The sequence below is a fragment of the Rhodanobacter sp. Col0626 genome (genome assembly GCF_049994385.1).
GTDB lineage: Bacteria > Pseudomonadota > Gammaproteobacteria > Xanthomonadales > Rhodanobacteraceae > Rhodanobacter.
The window spans coordinates 2,760,275-2,776,381 of the sequence record NZ_CP188260.1; the positions used below are offsets into that span (position 1 = coordinate 2,760,275).

At 63.5% G+C, this 16,107-nt stretch carries 12 protein-coding genes; 7 read left to right on the forward strand and 5 right to left on the reverse strand.

All coding sequences use genetic code 11. From position 1 onward, the window contains the following. The first annotated feature begins 16 nt into the window (after window positions 1-16). The 3 genes from ACPPVV_RS11950 (at window position 17) to ACPPVV_RS11960 (ending at window position 3,177) form a co-directional block, all read left to right on the forward strand. Window positions 17-1,084, forward strand: a complete 1,068-nt coding sequence (locus tag ACPPVV_RS11950; RefSeq protein ID WP_426700111.1) for an alpha/beta fold hydrolase — start codon at window positions 17-19, stop codon at window positions 1,082-1,084. 213 nt (window positions 1,085-1,297) lie between these two features. Continuing rightward, window positions 1,298-2,092 (forward strand): methanethiol S-methyltransferase, encoded by a 795-nt coding sequence (gene mddA, locus ACPPVV_RS11955; protein WP_426700112.1) that lies wholly within the window; start codon window positions 1,298-1,300, stop codon window positions 2,090-2,092. Window positions 2,093-2,292: 200 nt separating this feature from the next. Then, window positions 2,293-3,177, forward strand: coding sequence for a TolB family protein (locus tag ACPPVV_RS11960; protein ID WP_426700113.1), 885 nt, complete (start codon window positions 2,293-2,295; stop codon window positions 3,175-3,177). 92 nt (window positions 3,178-3,269) lie between these two features. On the opposite strand, the gene ACPPVV_RS11965 is transcribed toward ACPPVV_RS11960, so the two are convergent. The 3 genes from ACPPVV_RS11965 to ACPPVV_RS11975 form a co-directional block, all read right to left on the reverse strand. Further along, the gene (locus ACPPVV_RS11965; protein WP_426700114.1) at window positions 3,270-4,454 is read right to left on the reverse strand and encodes a serine hydrolase domain-containing protein; all 1,185 of its coding nucleotides are present in this window, start codon (window positions 4,452-4,454) and stop codon (window positions 3,270-3,272) included. Window positions 4,455-4,627: 173 nt separating this feature from the next. Next, window positions 4,628-5,809, reverse strand: a complete 1,182-nt coding sequence (locus tag ACPPVV_RS11970) for an ABC transporter substrate-binding protein (protein WP_426700115.1) — start codon at window positions 5,807-5,809, stop codon at window positions 4,628-4,630. A 69-nt stretch (window positions 5,810-5,878) separates the two neighbouring features. Then, window positions 5,879-6,271 carry a GFA family protein gene (locus tag ACPPVV_RS11975; RefSeq protein ID WP_426700116.1) on the reverse strand — a complete coding sequence of 131 codons (393 nt, stop codon included), beginning with the start codon at window positions 6,269-6,271 and terminating at the stop codon, window positions 5,879-5,881. 269 nt (window positions 6,272-6,540) lie between these two features. Between ACPPVV_RS11975 and ACPPVV_RS11980 the strand changes: the two genes are divergently transcribed. Then, window positions 6,541-7,929, forward strand: coding sequence for an amidohydrolase family protein (locus tag ACPPVV_RS11980; protein WP_426700117.1), 1,389 nt, complete (start codon window positions 6,541-6,543; stop codon window positions 7,927-7,929). Window positions 7,930-7,975: 46 nt separating this feature from the next. On the opposite strand, the gene ACPPVV_RS11985 is transcribed toward ACPPVV_RS11980, so the two are convergent. Further along, window positions 7,976-8,638, reverse strand: a complete 663-nt coding sequence (locus ACPPVV_RS11985) for a hypothetical protein (protein ID WP_426700118.1) — start codon at window positions 8,636-8,638, stop codon at window positions 7,976-7,978. A gap of 668 nt (window positions 8,639-9,306) precedes the next feature. On the opposite strand from ACPPVV_RS11985, the gene ACPPVV_RS11990 reads away from it, so the two are divergent. The 3 genes from ACPPVV_RS11990 to ACPPVV_RS12000 all read left to right on the forward strand — a co-directional run bounded on the left by ACPPVV_RS11990 (window position 9,307) and on the right by ACPPVV_RS12000 (window position 14,974). Beyond that, window positions 9,307-11,052 carry a glycoside hydrolase family 76 protein gene (locus tag ACPPVV_RS11990; RefSeq protein WP_426700119.1) on the forward strand — a complete coding sequence of 582 codons (1,746 nt, stop codon included), beginning with the start codon at window positions 9,307-9,309 and terminating at the stop codon, window positions 11,050-11,052. 554 nt (window positions 11,053-11,606) lie between these two features. Next, a complete protein-coding gene (locus ACPPVV_RS11995; protein ID WP_426700120.1) occupies window positions 11,607-13,364 on the forward strand; it encodes a phospholipase C in 1,758 nt (585 codons plus the stop codon). Between the two features lie 131 nt (window positions 13,365-13,495). After that, entirely contained in the window at window positions 13,496-14,974 is a 1,479-nt protein-coding gene (locus tag ACPPVV_RS12000; RefSeq protein WP_426700121.1) for a cytochrome-c peroxidase, read from the forward strand. A gap of 258 nt (window positions 14,975-15,232) precedes the next feature. Here ACPPVV_RS12000 and ACPPVV_RS12005 read toward each other — a convergent pair whose 3' ends face one another. After that, complete coding sequence (locus tag ACPPVV_RS12005) at window positions 15,233-16,012, reverse strand: hypothetical protein (protein WP_426700122.1); 780 nt, start codon at window positions 16,010-16,012, stop codon at window positions 15,233-15,235. Window positions 16,013-16,107 lie beyond the last annotated feature (95 nt).

Below are 16,107 nucleotides of genomic sequence, written 5' to 3' on the forward strand. Positions count from 1 at the left end.
CGCGACGGAGTGCCTCATGAAGCAGCGCATCCGCTACGTGCTCGCCGATGACCAAACCCAGCTGGCATGGGCCGAGATGGGGCAAGGCCCGACCCTGGTGAAAACAGCGACCTGGCTGACCCACCTGCAATACGATCTCGAGAGCCCGATCTGGTCGCACTGGACCCGTTTCATCAGCGATAATTTCCGCTATGTTCGCTACGACGAACGCGGCTGTGGCATGTCCGACTGGCGTTCGGACGACTTGTCCCTGGCGCGCTGGATCGGCGATCTGGAAAGCGTGGTGGCGGCCGCGGACATCGACCGTCCCTTTGCCCTGCTCGGCATGAGCCAGGGAGCAGCCACGGCGATCGGCTATGCAGTGCGATACCCGCAACGTGTCTCCCATCTGATCCTGTATGGCGGCTACGCCGTGGGTGCCAACCTTGGCGATGACGCGCAACGCCGCGAGTTCTATCACGCTGTGATGGAGGTGGTGGTCATGGGCTGGGGCAGCAGCAATCCGTCGTTCCGCCAGTTGTTCACCTCGCGCTTCGTGCCGCAAGGCAGCCACGAACAGGTGGCCTGGTTCAATGAACTGTGCCGACAAACCACCTCGCCCACCCATGCGCGTGCACTGCTCGAAGCACGCGGCAATGTGGACGTGCGCGACTTGCTGGAACAGGTACGTGTGCCCACGCTCATCCTCCACTCCAGCCACGACCAGATTGCACCGGTGTCCCAGGGTCGCCTGCTGGCCAGCCGGATTCTGGGTGCTACCTTCGTGCAACTGGATTCGCCCAACCACGTGCTACTGGAACACGAACCGGCGTGGCAAAAGTTTCAGGATGCCGTGCTGGAGTTCACCGGTGGCCATCGCGGCGCAGGAGCCCCCACCACCGGCGCAGCGACACTGACCGAACGCGAGCGCACCACGCTGGGGTTGCTTTGCGAAGGCCACAGCAACGCGCAGATTGCCTGGCACCTCGGCATTTCCGAGAAGACCGTGCGCAACCACGTCACCAGCCTGTACCGGAAAATCGGCGTACGCAGCCGTGCCGAGGCGATCGTGCTGGCGCGTCGCCCGCCGCCGGATATCCACTGAATCACGTCATGGCGGGACGTTTGTCCCGACTGGGCCCGACGCGCAGCATCGCCCGGGACAAGGTTCCCATGGCTTGCACACGCGGTCGTACGCACACTGCATGCGTGTTATCCGCGCACCGGTTGTGCCTTGTTGATTAAGGACGCTGTGCTTGAAGCACTGCCAGAAAGCCGGCGAGCGACGACCTTCACGCTACACGCCGAGGTTCACGCCATGTCACGCCTGCTTGCCCTGTTCTACGGTGCCGCGTCCTACACGATATTTTTGCTGACCTTCCTCTATGCCATCGCGTTCGTCAGCGGCCTCGGCGTGCCACGCCACATCGATCACGCGAGGTCCGCGCCGATGGCGGTCGCGCTGCTGGTGGATCTGTTGCTGCTGGGCCTGTTTGCCGTGCAACACAGTGGCATGGCGCGTCCCGCATTCAAACGCTGGTGGAAACGCTTCGTGCCCGGCGCCATTGAACGCAGCACCTATGTACTGATCAGCAGCCTCCTCCTCGCCCTGCTGTTCTGGCAGTGGCATGAGCTGCCGCTGTCGATCTGGCAGGTCGACAGCCCGGCCCTGCGCTGGCTGCTTTACGGCATTGCTGGCATGGGCTGGCTGCTGGTCCTCGCCAGCACGTTCCTGATCAATCATTTCGACCTGTTCGGCCTGCGCCAGGTGTGGCGCCATGTGCATCATCTGGATGTGTATCTCGACACGCCGTTCGTGACCCGCGCGTTCTACCGCATCGTGCGCCACCCGCTCATGCTGGGCTTCCTTATCGCATTCTGGTCCACGCCAAGCATGAGCCTGGGCCACTTGCTGTTCGCGCTGATGACGACCGGCTACATCCTGGTCGCGGTGAAGTTTCTGGAGGAACGCGATCTGGTCGCCCAGTTCGGCGACACCTACCGCGACTATCAACGCAGCGTGCCCATGTTCCTGCCATGGCGTCGACCGCGCCGACCGCCGGAAAGCGAGGGCTCCCCACACGCCAGCAAAACGCGAGCGGCGAATGCCTGAGCCTTCACCTGGTCCCCGGGCCTGCCGACAGGCGGCGCCAGGTCGCTCATCGCCCCCTCGCGCCGAGTCGAACGCCAGCAAGTGAACCCGATCTCGTCCAGGTGCCATCTCGGGAGCTTTCATCGCAGGGTGCAACACACCGCCAGGTTGTCCTATCCTGCCGGCACGCATCGTCGTGATCGAAGGTACAGGGGTGATCCATGTTGCCAGGCATCCTGTTGCAGATGGCGCTAGCTGCTGCCTCGTCACCTGCGCTCTCCGCCCACTCCCCGCCGCAACGCTGGGCACCGGGTGCGATCTCGTCGAACCAGTTCGAATCGCACCCGGCCTTCGATCCGCTGATTGACGATCTTTATTTTGTACGCAGCTCGCCGGCGTTCTCCGGCTGGCGCATCCTGACCAGTCATTGCGGACCTACGGGCTGGACCGCGCCGCACGATGCGCCGTTCGCCGGCGATGGTGTGGAAGCCGATCCGTGGTTCACGCCGGATGGCCACAGCCTGTACTTCATCTCCACCCGCTCCACCGACGGCATCAAGCGCAAGGATCTGGACATCTGGCGCGTCGAGCGCACCGATGCAACCCATTGGGGGAAGCCCGAACGCCTGCCTTCGCCAGTCAGCTCCACCGGCAACGAATGGTTTCCACGACTGGCGCGCGATGGCTGGCTGTACTTCGGCTCCGACCGTCCCGGCGGGTTCGGGAAAACCGACATCTGGCGTGCCCGGCCGGACAGCCATGGTGTCTGGCATGTCGAAAATGCGGGCCCGGCGCTGAACACCGCCGGCGACGAATACGAGCCGCTTCCCTCACCGGATGGCCGCACGCTGATCGTGATGGCGGACGGAGGTCTCTACATGTCACAGCTACACCATCACGCATGGACGCCGCGGACGAAGCTCGATCAGGCCATCAACGTCACAGGTTCTGAAATCGGCGCGCTGTGGTCGCCCAGCGGGCGTTCGCTGATGTTCGCGCGCGACCTCAAGGGCAGCCTCAGCGGTGAACTCTTCGTCACCCATTTCGGTGCCACCGAAGCATGGCCGACTGCCTGCCCTCGCGCGATGGAGATCACGCCGAAGTAATTCACGAGCCATTACCTGACCTGCACGGTGAGGCGTTGCCCAACACCGGTTGCAGACCAGGCCGCCTCAACCTGTCCCCCCTCTTCCCGTAATCAGGACTTGCCCGCCTGGTCGCCATATTCCCATTCGTAAGGCACGCCGGTGTCGCCGAGGATGAAGCGGACTAGATCGGCGAAGCCGGCTTCGGCGCGTACGTCGTTGGCGAGAATCAGCACACAGCGCTCGTGCGTTTCGATGCAGATGAGCGTGTTGGCGGTCTGCTCGTCGTGGCCGCCCTTGAAGAAGCCGTGTCCCTGCGGGCCGTCGAACACGACCACGCCAAGACCTGCATACAGATCCTTGCGCTGCTGGTTGGGGGGCAGATCCTGTTGGACCGGCGGGAACTGCGTACGCGTTCCGATGTGCAGTTGCGGCTTGATCATTTCCGAGCGCGCAGCGCGTGACAGGCCCTTGCCACTCACCAGGGCCGCGGCGAACTTCGAAAGGTCGTCGATGGTGGTGTCCATGGAGCCGGCGGCCCGCACTTTCGAGCGCTCGTCGTGCGGCTTCGGCTCGCCCTTGTCGTTCCAGCCATCGGCGAGATTGCCGGCGAAGTCGGCGCGCCACATCAGCGAGCTGCGCTTCATGCCGAACGGTTCGAACACGTTCGTGCGCACAAGATCACCCACGTCAACGCCGAGGCCTTTGGACTTGCGACCGTTCTCGATCGCGAACTGCAGCAGGATCATCCCCTCGCCCGAATAGCTGAAGCGCGAACCCGGCTCGAAATGGATGCGCAGTTTCTGGTCGGGCTCGAGCCAATAGAAGTTGAGGAAGCCGGTCGAATGGGTCAACACCATGCGCGGGGTGATTTTCTTCCAGCGCTCGTCGCCGGCAAGATCTTTGTACGGACCGTACTTGCCTTTGTAGATCGCCTCGGTGTCGTATGCCGGGAGCGGCTTGTCCAGGTACGCCGCGATCGGCGTGTCCAGGTCCATGCGATGTTGGTCGACCAGCCGCATCACCGTATAGGCAAACACCGTCTTGGTGAGCGACGCGCCGTACATGATCGTGTCGGTACGCAACGGGTCGCCCTTGGCGTTTCGGTCGCCATAGGCCTTGACGTAGGTCACCTTGCCACGGTCGATGACGGCGATGGCCAGGCCCTTGGCACCCGTGTGCTGCAGGAGGGCTTCGACATGGTGGTCGATGGCGGCGCCCGCCGGGAGTTTTACTGGTTCGCGCACCATGAGAGGAACGGCGAACAACAGCAGTGCGAGCAAGCAGATGCGCGTCATGGTTGGCTCCCCCAATGGCTTTCGGTCAGCTTACTAGTGAAGTCACGTGCTTGGGAGACCAAGCGCTCACAGCAGCAGATCGAAGCCCGACCCGGCGGGTAGTCAGCGTCAGGCTTCGCAGGAGGCACTCAAGTCAGTCCATGTCCGGATTGAGTGAACCCGCCTTCTTCTCTTTACTCTGCGTCCCGGTTTCCACCGCTGGCGTGAAGAATCCGAAAGCGATCAGGTTCCGCCGGATCGCGATCGACGACCTGGATGGGCGTCGAAGTCCATTGCCAGATGCCGACGCCTGGCGTGTGGGAAAACCGAATTTCCCCGCGCGTGCCTTCGACTGCAACGCGCGCCCAGGATTCGGCCATGTGCGCCCGTTCCGTGCCGTGAGAACGCAGCACATCGGCGAGTACGGCGATCGTGTCATAACCCTCAAAGGCGACAAAGGACGGTGCTTCGCCAAGCTGGTGGCGCAGGGCCGTCTCGACCCGTGCACCGAGTGGCGTAAGGCGCTCTGGCAGGTAGCGCAAGAACGAAACCGCGGCACCGTCGTCGCCCAGCAACCTCGACCATTCGGCAAACTCCGGTTGCCCGGCCGGGGCACCCATCGTGAGCTCGGCGAGACGCGGGTCGCGGCGGACGCACTTGACGATCGACACTGCGGGCTCCGGAAAACCGACCAACAGAAGGAGGACCGTCGCGCGATGGTCGGCGAGTGCGTCGCACACGGCCGTGGGAGCGAGAGCGCGCGCATCGAGGTCGATCACGGTGCCGCCGCGTGGAACGAGGTGGTCCCGCAGGATGCGCGCGCCGGACGCCCAGTAGACACTCGGTTCGGCGGCCAAGGCGATGCGACGGTGGCCCGCGCCGAGGAGGAAGTCCGCGTAGATCCGCCATCCGCGGGACTGCGGCGGAGCGAGGCGTGCGACCCACTGCGTTGGCTTGTCGGTGAGCGCGTCGATAACCGCCGACGAGCAGAGGAACGGCAGGCCAAGGGCGTCCGCCCTGGTGGCGGCGGCGCGAGCGACGACGCTGTGATATTCCCCCGCCAAGGCAACCACGCCCAGACCAGCCAATTCATCCACGGCCGCCACGGCTCTCTGCGGATCGGCCGCGGTGTCTCGAACCACCAATTCGAGCGGTCTTCCGACGATTCCACCAGCGTCGTTGATTTCGCGAACGGCCAGCTCCATTCCGGCGAGCAGGTGCTGGCCTGCCTCGACCCAGCCAGGCCGGGTCAGCGGAACGAGAGCACCGATCTGGATGGATGATCCGTCGTTCCGCATCGCTCCGGATGGCGTTGAAGGCGTAGTCATGTGTTGGCGTCCCGCGCGTGGCAAAAAAGAAAAGGTGACGTGACCCATGGAGTCCAGCTCCACCCGACACCGGCCTTCATCCTGTTTTGTTTCAATCAGTGTGGCGGCCTCGACATCTCAGCTCGCCGGTCGGTTGCCGGGATACTGCGGTACGTCCAGGGGCTTCAACCAAGGCTCGCGTCGACCCACCCAGCTTTCGTACTGGGGCGTAAACAGACCCGGCGAATCGAAGTTACCCAGCGATACCTCGATCTCTCGCCCGGCTTCGTCGGTCCAGTAGATCTGTACGTGGCAGTTTGCACAGGCGTATCGACGGCCTGTACGCGAAGGCATCGGCTCGAGCTTGCCGTCAATCGCGATATCACCAGCCCGGAACACGACGAATGCCTTGAACGGTGCGCCATGCCGGCTACGACAATCCATGCAATGGCACAGACCCACGCGATCGGGTGCGGCGTGCGCTACGAACTTCACGGCTTCGCAAAAACACGAACCGCGCGTTTCGGTCATCTCGCTCTCCTTCGTGGAAGGCCCGGATACGGGGCCAGGCTTACTCCCCTCTCGTCCCCTTTTGATTTTTACTGCGGTGCTACAGTAAACGGCGATCGTGGGACCCATACATTCACGCCAACATTGCCTGATTGGGGAGAATAGCCATGCGACGTGGGATTGCCATTGCGGTTGCAGCAGTCTTGTCGATCTGTGCGGGCGCAACCTGCGCCTCGACCACGGACCTCGCGCCCATCGTATTGCCACAGGTAGCGGCCCCCGGAAAAACGGTGCAGCCATTCGTGCAGGTGAATGCGCCGGTCGTTGCACTGATGCACGTACGCTTGATCGACGGCACCGGCGCGCCCGCGCGCGCGAACCGGACCATCCTGATCGAGAACGGTAAGATCGCCGCCGTGGGCGCCGCCGACATGCCGATTCCCGACGGCACCAAACGGATCGATCTTTCCGGACACACCGTGTTTCCGGGCCTGATCGGCATGCACGATCATCTGTTCTACATTGCTCGGCCCGACCTCGACGTGCAGGAGGGGAAGCTGCACACCGATGAGCCGTTGATCGTGCCGGAAATGGCGTTCTCGGCGCCCCGGCTTTATCTCGCCAACGGCGTCACCACCCTGCGCACCACCGGCAGCGTCGAGCCGTATACCGATATCAACCTCAAGCACGCGATCGACACGGGCAAGTTGCCCGGCCCGCACATCGACGTGACCGGGCCGTACCTGGAAGGTTCCGGTTCGTACTTCATCCAGATGCATCCCATCCGCGACCCCGAAGATGCGAAGGAAACGGTGGCGTTCTGGGCGAAACAGGGCGTGACCTCGTTCAAGGCCTACATGAACATCACGCGAGCCGAACTGAAGGCCGCGGTGGACGAGGCGCATCGCCTGGGGCTGAAGGTGACCGGCCACCTGTGCGCGGTCACCTACCGCGAAGCCGCCGATATCGGCATCGACAATCTCGAGCACGGTTTCTTCGTCAACACCGAGCACGATCCCGGCAAATCACCGGACACGTGCACCGCATCCGACGGCCAGGACACGCTCCATGCGATGAACCCGGCAGGCAGCGACGCCAAGGGCCTGATCCGCCATCTCGTTGAACGCCACGTTGCCGTCACCTCGACGCTCCCGGTGTTCGAACAGAGCGTGCCGCACCACTCGCCGCTCCGGCCGCAGGCCATAGCCACGCTCAGCCCGCAGGCGAAACACGATTACCTTCTGCTGCGCGCGCGCACGGACGCGCAGCCGCCGGACCAGGCGAAGAAGCGGGCCGTCACGTTCCAGCACGGCATGGCGATGGAACGCGAGTTCGTCGCCGCAGGCGGCTTGCTGCTGGCCGGACCCGATCCCACCGGCAACGGCGGCGTCATCCCCGGCTTCGGCGACCTGCGCGAAGTGGAACTGCTGGTCGAGGAAGGTTTCACGCCCGAGCAGGCGATCCACATCGCCAGCTACAACGGCGCGCTCTATCTCGGACTGCAGGGCCGCATCGGCTCGATCGCCGCCGGCAAGGACGCCGACCTGGTCGTGGTGAAGGGCGATCCTTCGCAACACATCAACGATATCGAGAACGTCGAAACCGTGTTCAAGGATGGCGTCGGCTACGACACGCAAGCGCTGCTGAAATCGGTACAGGGGCGCTACGGCGAATATTGATGATCTTCGCCGAGTGTGTGAGGTGTGCGGACAACTTTATAACCGCTTAGCGAGTTTTTTTCATCGCTGCATTTTCGCGGGTAACCTCACCAGCCTCGTGGCTGTGCAAAGCGATCTCCGCGGCGATCGAGCGACCGAGAATTCGCTGATCGATACCGCCAAACGGCCCGGGTACGAGGCTTCCCAACCAACCGACCCAGGCCGGGGTATGGGCGTTGCCCACAATGATGCCCGGGCGAAAGATGGCGAGGCGGGTAAAACCGATGCTGCGCACGGTGTCTTCCTTCATGCCCATGACCCGGACATAGCGAAACCGGCTGCGAGCTGTGCTTCCCGCCGCGGAAAGCAGGCAAAACTGGGCGATTCCGGCGTCATGGCAGCCGCGTGCAAAGGCACCGACGACGCCGAGTTCAAGTCGTTTCAGTTCTTCTTCGCTCCAGCGCATCGACCCGGAACCGACACCCACACAGCTCACGGCACTGACGGGACCCTGGCTTGAAACTTCGCGGGCAACCGCGGCCGTGCGCTCCGCAAAGTCGGCGGCGCCGGTATCGAGCACGACGTTGCGCACCCGCGATCGTGCCTCGATGGGCTTTCTGGTAACCATCACCACTTCCCGGCATTCCGGAATGGCCAGCAGCTCCGCGACGGCTGCGCCACCGACTTGCCCGGTACCACCGAGGATGATTGCGGCGAAATTCTGCTTCATAAATGGGACCTCGGGTGAAACGGAGTCGCGTTCACTTTCCGACAAGCGTGGAAGGTTGGCACCGACGAGGCGCAGTGACCAGGAATGTACCGCGAAGGCGAGCCCACGCTGAACCTGGCCCCGTTTTGAAGCCGGCGCCCCGAGCCGCACCCACATTCCAGCCGTCAGCTTCCTCTTGCAAGAGATGGACATGGAGCGCATGCGCGCCGCTTTTTTGCTGCTATGCAGCGGCAAACGCGCGTACCTGGTTCTCAAAATCGGGAAAACAGCTCTGCAACACTCGACGGACTCGCGCGAGCCGCTGCCTCTTTCGTTCCTCGGGACGGCGCCATGCGGGCACATTCCGAGCCGGATTGCCGCCCACGGTCCAGCCGTCGATCCTCGGGGATGACATACCGTCATCCCCTTCCATGGGCGTCCCCAGAGGAGAGCTTCCGATCATGAATCCGATGCCGAAGTCCACGCTGAATTTAGATCGATTGAAATTGTTAAGCAGGTGCCGCCTGGACCGCGCAGGCGCAAGAAAGCAACTCCTCACGATCACGCTTGTGGCCACGGCCATCGGCTTCGCCTTAGCTTCCACGGCAGTGGCACATACCCAACCAGCCAATCCGCGAACAGACGGCTCGACGGCGGTCGCCCGTTCCCGCGTGGCGGCGGATGTATTGATGAACTCGTACGATCCCGCCAAGGCCTGGTTCCCTTCCAGCTGGTGGAACTCGGCGGTCGCCCTGCAAACCATCGGCGACTACATGCAACGCACCGGCGATCGCCGCTACCTCCCGCAACTGGACAACACCTTCGAGAAGGACAAGGGCGTGTTTCCGGCCGGCGTGCTGTCTGGCGATCCCCTGCTCGGCAACTTCACCAGCCGTGCCATCGATGACTCCGAATGGTGGGGCCTCACCTGGTTGCAAGCCTACGACCTGACCGGCAACCGCAAGTACCTGGACATGGCGGTGACCATCGCCGACTACGTGCACGGCTACTGGGACACCAGCACCTGCGGTGGTGGCGTCTGGTGGAATGGCGAGCGCACCTACAAGAACGCCGTCACCAACGGACTGTGGATCCGGCTTACCGCCGAACTGCACAACCGGATCCGCGGTGACCATGTGTGGCTCGCGCGGTCCCGCACGGCCTGGGACTGGTTCACCGGCAGCGGCATGATCAACGCCGACGGCCTGGTCAACGACGGCCTCACCGACGCCTGCACCAACAACGGGCAGACCGTGTGGAGCTACAACCAGGGCATGGCGATCGGTGCCGGCCTGGAACTCTGGCGCGCCACCCGCGACCCGCACATCCTCACCACCGTGCGCCAGCTGGCGGATGCCGCGATCATTCCTGGCGGGCTGGTCGACGACAACGGCACGCTGACCGAACGTTGCGATGCCCTCGACCAGACCTGCGACGACAACGGCAAGCAGTTCAAGGGCATCTTCATGCGCTACTGGACCGATCTGGTCGACACCACCCACGATCAGCACTACGCGGCGTTCCTGGACACCCAGGCCGACACCCTCTGGAACGACGATCGCGACGCGGCCAACCGGCTCGGCACACGCTGGTCCGGTGCCACCAGCGACGAGCATCCCAATGTGTTCGACTGGCGAACCCAGGCCAGCGCCCTCAGCGCGCTGATCGGCGCCGTGCCCACCTGGATGCCGCGCGAATCGCTGGCTGCAACCCTCTCGCCGGCACAACCGGTGATCATGCCAGCGGCGTCCAGCACCACGCCCATCGCCTTCGAACTGGGCGTCTCGGCCACCGGATGGTTGCCGCTCAACACCATCGCATCGATCCAGGCACCCGCCGGCTGGAATGTCTCGCCGGCAACGAAGCAATTACGCCTGCGTCCTCACGGCATCTCGTCCCCGGTCAACAGCACGCTTCCGCTGACAGTCACCGTACCGGGCACGGCCACCGACGGGCACCAGCTGATCGCCGCCAACGTCATGGCGGCCGGGTTGCACTTCACCACCCAGGCCGATGTGCTCGTCGCGCATGCGATCGATTTCGACACCGGCACGGTCGATGAGAATCCGTGGTTGTGGGATCCCGATGGATCGCAGAGCAACGGTGTGCAGAATCGCTTCGCCGACGGCAATGCGCACTTCACCTACCGCTTCCCGCTCCCGGCCGACACCACATCGGCGCACGTCACCCTGACCATCGATGCCGAATACCTGGTGCAGGTCAGTTCCGACAACCAGCACTGGACCACCGTGCTGCAGGAGACCCAGCCGATCACCGACGGCTCGAACAAGGCCGACCAGACCATCGACCTGACGCCGTATCTGCCATCGGCCAGCAACGGAGCGAAACCGGTTTACCTCAAGGTGTCCGATGCGTTTCCCAATGATGGCTGGGGTGGCCGCGTATACCACGTCAAGGCCAACATCATCGAGTAGCCAAACCGACCAGATGCCTCCGTTCTCCACTTCAAAGGAGGCGGAGGCCATCACGCTTTGTCGGACGGGTTGGACGAACCCTGCTGTTCGCCCGCATCCGGCAACCTGATCGCTTCGCGCTTGAACTCCGCCTTGAATCGTTGACGCCTGACCACCTGACACCTCCCAGGGGATTGTCCCTGCTCAAAGGTGTCCGTCAAACCCGGGCCATCTCACTCTGACCCGCTTGGCTGATCCTCTTTTTCATTTTTTCTACCCGCGAAGTCATCCCGCAGGCCCTTCGAGAGCGTGATGAATGAGGCGAGACGTCTTCGCTGGCGCGCAACTTCTCCCGCAACAGCCGCAGAAGCGAGCGTTGAACTGTTCGCTCCACGCCTCACGGTCGCACATCGTGTCGAATCCATCGGCAGTTTGTCCCTGAACGTTCATATCCGGGTGATTGAATGTTGCGGTCTTCAGGGACGCGCCCGATCGCGTCGCCGACACCGCTTGGGGAATCCACGAACCTTTGGTCCTTCATGGCCGGCATCCCGCTTCTCTACCAGGAATCTTTCATGCTCAGTCTTTCGATGTTCCGCAAGGCACTCCTGCCGGCATCCATTGCCGTCATGAGCTTCGCCTTTGCCGCCTCGGCCCATGTCGGCGCGGCAGCCGGCGACGGCAACCCGACCTCTTCGTCCGGATGGGGCTCGCCACATGGCGATATCCGGACCGCCACGCCGATCAAGCACCTGGTGGTGATCTTCGACGAGAACCGCTCGTTCGATCACTACTTCGCCACCTATCCGCATGCGGCCAACCCGGACGGCGAGCCGCCGTTCCACGCCAAGCCTTTCACGCCGCAGGTCGAAGGCCTGGATGCCCACCTGCTCCATGCGAACCCCAACAGGCTCAACCCGGCCAATGGCGTGAACGCGGTCAACCCGTTCCGCCTGGATCGCACCCAGGCCAATACCGAAGGCCAGAACCACGGCTACACGGCGGAACAGCAGGCCTACGACAATGGCAAGGCCGACCTCTTCCCGCTGTATACCGGCAACAACACCGTCAGCAGCACCGGCACCTTCGGTACCCACGGACTGGTGATGGGCTACTACGACGGCAACACGGTCACCGCACTGTGGAATTACGCGCAGCGTTTCGCGATGAACGACAACGCCTACACCGACACCTTTGGTCCGTCGACGCCGGGTGCGCTGCATGTCGTCTCCGGCACCATCGCCGGTGCGATCGTTCCGGACGGAGCCACGCCGAGCGGCGTGACACCCGACGGCCAGGGCGGCTACACCGTGACCGGCGATCCCGACCCGGCCTACGACGCGTGCTCCAATGCGCGCCAATCGGTGGAGATGACCTCGAAGAACATCGGCGACCTGCTCAACGCCCGCCACATCAGCTGGGGCAGTTTCATGGGCGGCTTCGACCTGACCGCGATGAACGACAACGGCAGCACCGGCTGCACCCGCAGCACCTATTCGGACGTGCTGGGCGGCAGCAAGACCGACTACGTCCCGCACCATGCATGGTTCCAGTACTACGCATCCACCGCCAACCCGACCCACGAGCGTCCGACCTCGCTGGACTACGTCGGCCACACTGATCCAAAGGACAGCTCCGATGCACCGGTGAACCACGCGTACGACATCGAGGATTTCTACAACGCCGTGAAGGGCGGCAACTTTCCGGCGGTGAGCTATATCAAGTCGCCGGCCGTTGGCGATGCGCATCCGGGCAACTCCGATCCCCTCGACGAACAGGCCTACCTGGTGCAGCTGGTGAACTTCATCGAGAGCCAACCGGAGTGGAAGGACACCGCGATCATCGTCACCTACGACGATTCCGATGGCTGGTACGACCACCGCTACGCGGCGCCGACCACCTCATCGGCCGATCCAGGCGCCGACCAGCTCAACGGTGCCGGCATCTGCACCAGCAGGCAGGCAAAGCCCGGCAAGGGCGTCGACGGCAAGATGGTCAACGGCCGTTGCGGCCCGGGTACGCGCATTCCGTTCCTGGTGCTGTCGCCGTACGCCCGCAGCAACTACGTGGCGAGCAACCGCCTGACCCAGTCCTCGGTGGTCCGCTTCATCGAGGACAACTGGCTGCATGGCGAGCGCATCGGCGCGGGTTCGAACGACGCCAGCGCCGGCAGCATCATGGACATGTTCGACTTCCGCCATGGTCACGCCTCCGCTACCCAGCCGCTGTTCCTGGATCCGGATACCGGCACCGAGGTGTCGTCCTCCGACCCGGGTCATGGGCATGGACATGGTCACGACCGCGATCATTGGCCGAGGCCGTGGCGCTACTGAGTCCGCGGTGATCCGTCCGGTCGTGCGCAATCCCGAGCGTCTGCGCACGGCCCGACGAGCGTCGTCACCACCAAACGCTTCGCCGGGCTTGCCAGGCGGAGCGGTCGTCGTTGTAGAGACCCCCGATCATCATGGCTTTTTTCCGAATCAAACACGTTTCCGCTGTGCATGATGCGTTCGCCGTCCGTCGTTTCCATCCGTCCTCCGGACGGTGGTTCGGCTGGTTACTGTGCCTGGCTGCCGTTGGCAGCGCCGGGCTGAGCCTGGCCTGGGTGAACCACGCGCAGGCCTCGCCGGCCGCGTCCGACACCGCCGTGGTGGACGGTGGCACCCATCCACACCCCGCCGAACTGCGATTGCCGCCGGATCGCCCGCTGAGCGTTGTGGCGCGGCTCGGGCGACGCATGTTCTTCGATCCGGCGTTGTCGGCGTCGGGCAGGCAGTCGTGCGCCTCGTGCCATGACCCGGCGCACGGCTATAACCCACCTAACGGACAGACGCTGCAGCCGGGTGGGGCACACATGGGGCAGCTGGGCTTTCGCCCACCCTTGTCGCTGGCTTACCTGTACCGGCAGCAGCCTTTCAGCATCGGGCCCGACGCCGGCGAGGTCGAAGCGCCGGTCAACCTCAACACCCTGGCCAGCGCCGCCGGCCAGACCGCGCGCGCGCAGAAGTCGGCCGGCGCCACGCCGGCAAGCGTGCCGATGGTCCCGATGGGGGGACTGTTCTGGGACGGCCGCGCCGCCTCGTTCCAGCGCCAGGCGCTGGTGCCGATGCTCAATCCGGTCGAGATGGCCAACACCAGCATCGAGCAAGTCGCCACCAAACTGGCCACCAGCCCGTACCATGCACAGTTCCAACAACTGTTCGGTGAGGACATCCTCAAGCAGCCTGATCAACTGGTCTCCGAGGCGATGTTCGCGATCAGCCGGTTCGAAACGGAAGACGCCTCTTTCCACCCGTTCACCAGCAAGTACGACGCCTGGCTGCAGGGCAAAGCGCGCCTGAGCGCCGCGGAAATGCGCGGCCTCGACTTGTTCAACGATCCGCAGAAAGGCAATTGCGCCGCCTGCCACCTGAGCAAGGTCACGCCCGATCGGCTGCCGCCGCTGTTCACCGACACCCAGTACGAGGCGCTGGGCGTGCCACGCAATCCCGCGCTGCCGATGAACAGCGATCCGCACTTCCACGACCTCGGCCTGTGCGGCCCCTTCCGCACGGACTTGGCCAGGCAGACCCAGTACTGCGGCATGTTCGTTACGCCGACCTTGCGCAACGTGGATCGTCGCCAGGTGTTCTTCCACAACGGCATCTACCATACGCTCAAGCAGGTACTGGACTTCTACAACCTGCGCGCGGTGGCGCCGGAGAAGATCTATCCGCGCGACGCCAACGGCAAGCCCGCGCCATACAACGACTTGCCTGCGGCCTACCGCGCCAACGTGGACACGACCGATGCGCCCTTCGACCGCCACGTCGGCGACAAGCCGGCGCTGACCGATCAGGACATTCAGGACATCATCACCTTTCTTCACACGCTGAACGACGGCTACACCTCGAGAGAAGGAAAGGCCACAGCCGCTCCCCGACCGACGCAACAGGCGCCGTAGAAGCGTCGAGAAACGGTGACACCTTTTCCCGCGTGTACCACGTCACGGCCAACATCATCGAATAAGCCACCCAACCGCCTCCGTCTCCCTGTCGAAGGGAGACGGAGGCCGCGCCAGTTCAACTTCCGCCATCAAATGCATCGAAACTTTGTGGCAAGGTCGCTATGGACGACGGAGGGAATGCCTCAGGCCCATTCCTCAGGCCCATTCCCCCGCCCCGTTCTCTCGCTGTCAGTTCGACGCATGACGGCTACCGGATCACTGCTTCATCGCCACGAGGGTGATCTTGCGATTGCTGGGCTTGTTCGTGATCACAGTAGTCATGCTCTTGCCGTCGGCAGACACTGTCATGGTAGCCACCGAGGTTACCTTGCCGGCCAGACTGGTTGTTTCCTGCATGGATTTGCCGACCATTTTCACCGCGATCTTGTCGGTGCCCGGGTCGCCGGTGTAGGGCACAGGCTTGCCATCGAGCCTGGCCTTGTAGGACTCGCCGCGTGGATTGCTCATGCTGACGTCGTTTCCGGCGACCTTGTAGGTATAGCTCAGCATGTTGTCCGAAGCGGACTGGAAGCTTGATGCATGCCACGAGCCGGCTACCGCATGCGATCCGGCCGCGGCCTTGCCCACGCGGGTCAGCGTGCCCTTGACAGTCGCGGAGTTGTCATCGCGCTCATTGGTGGATTCAAAGGTGGCCGTCTTGCCGTCGTCCGCCACCTTGGTGGTGTCGGTATAGACCACCTTGCCGTTCTTCTTGCCGGTTTCGGTGATGGTGTGGTCGTCGACGATCTTCACCGACACCGTGTCCATCGTCGGGTGCCCCGTGACCGCGTGGTCCATGCCGTCTGCCTTGACGTGGATTGGCGGGGTGCAGTTGCACGAGTATTCACCGTCCTTCAGCGTGATCACTTCCGGCTTGTTGGAAGCCTGCACCTTGTTGATATCGATCTTCCAGGTGCCATCGAATGCACTCTGAGCCATGGCGTGACAAGGCAGCAGCAATGCCAGCAGCATGCCGCCGATCAATAGTTTTTTCATCGTCCTTCTCCCACTGGTTGTGAACCGTGGCCAGGATCTGTCCGAATTACCCGGGTTGTCCCCAGAGATGCCGCACCGCCCGTTCTCTGACTCCC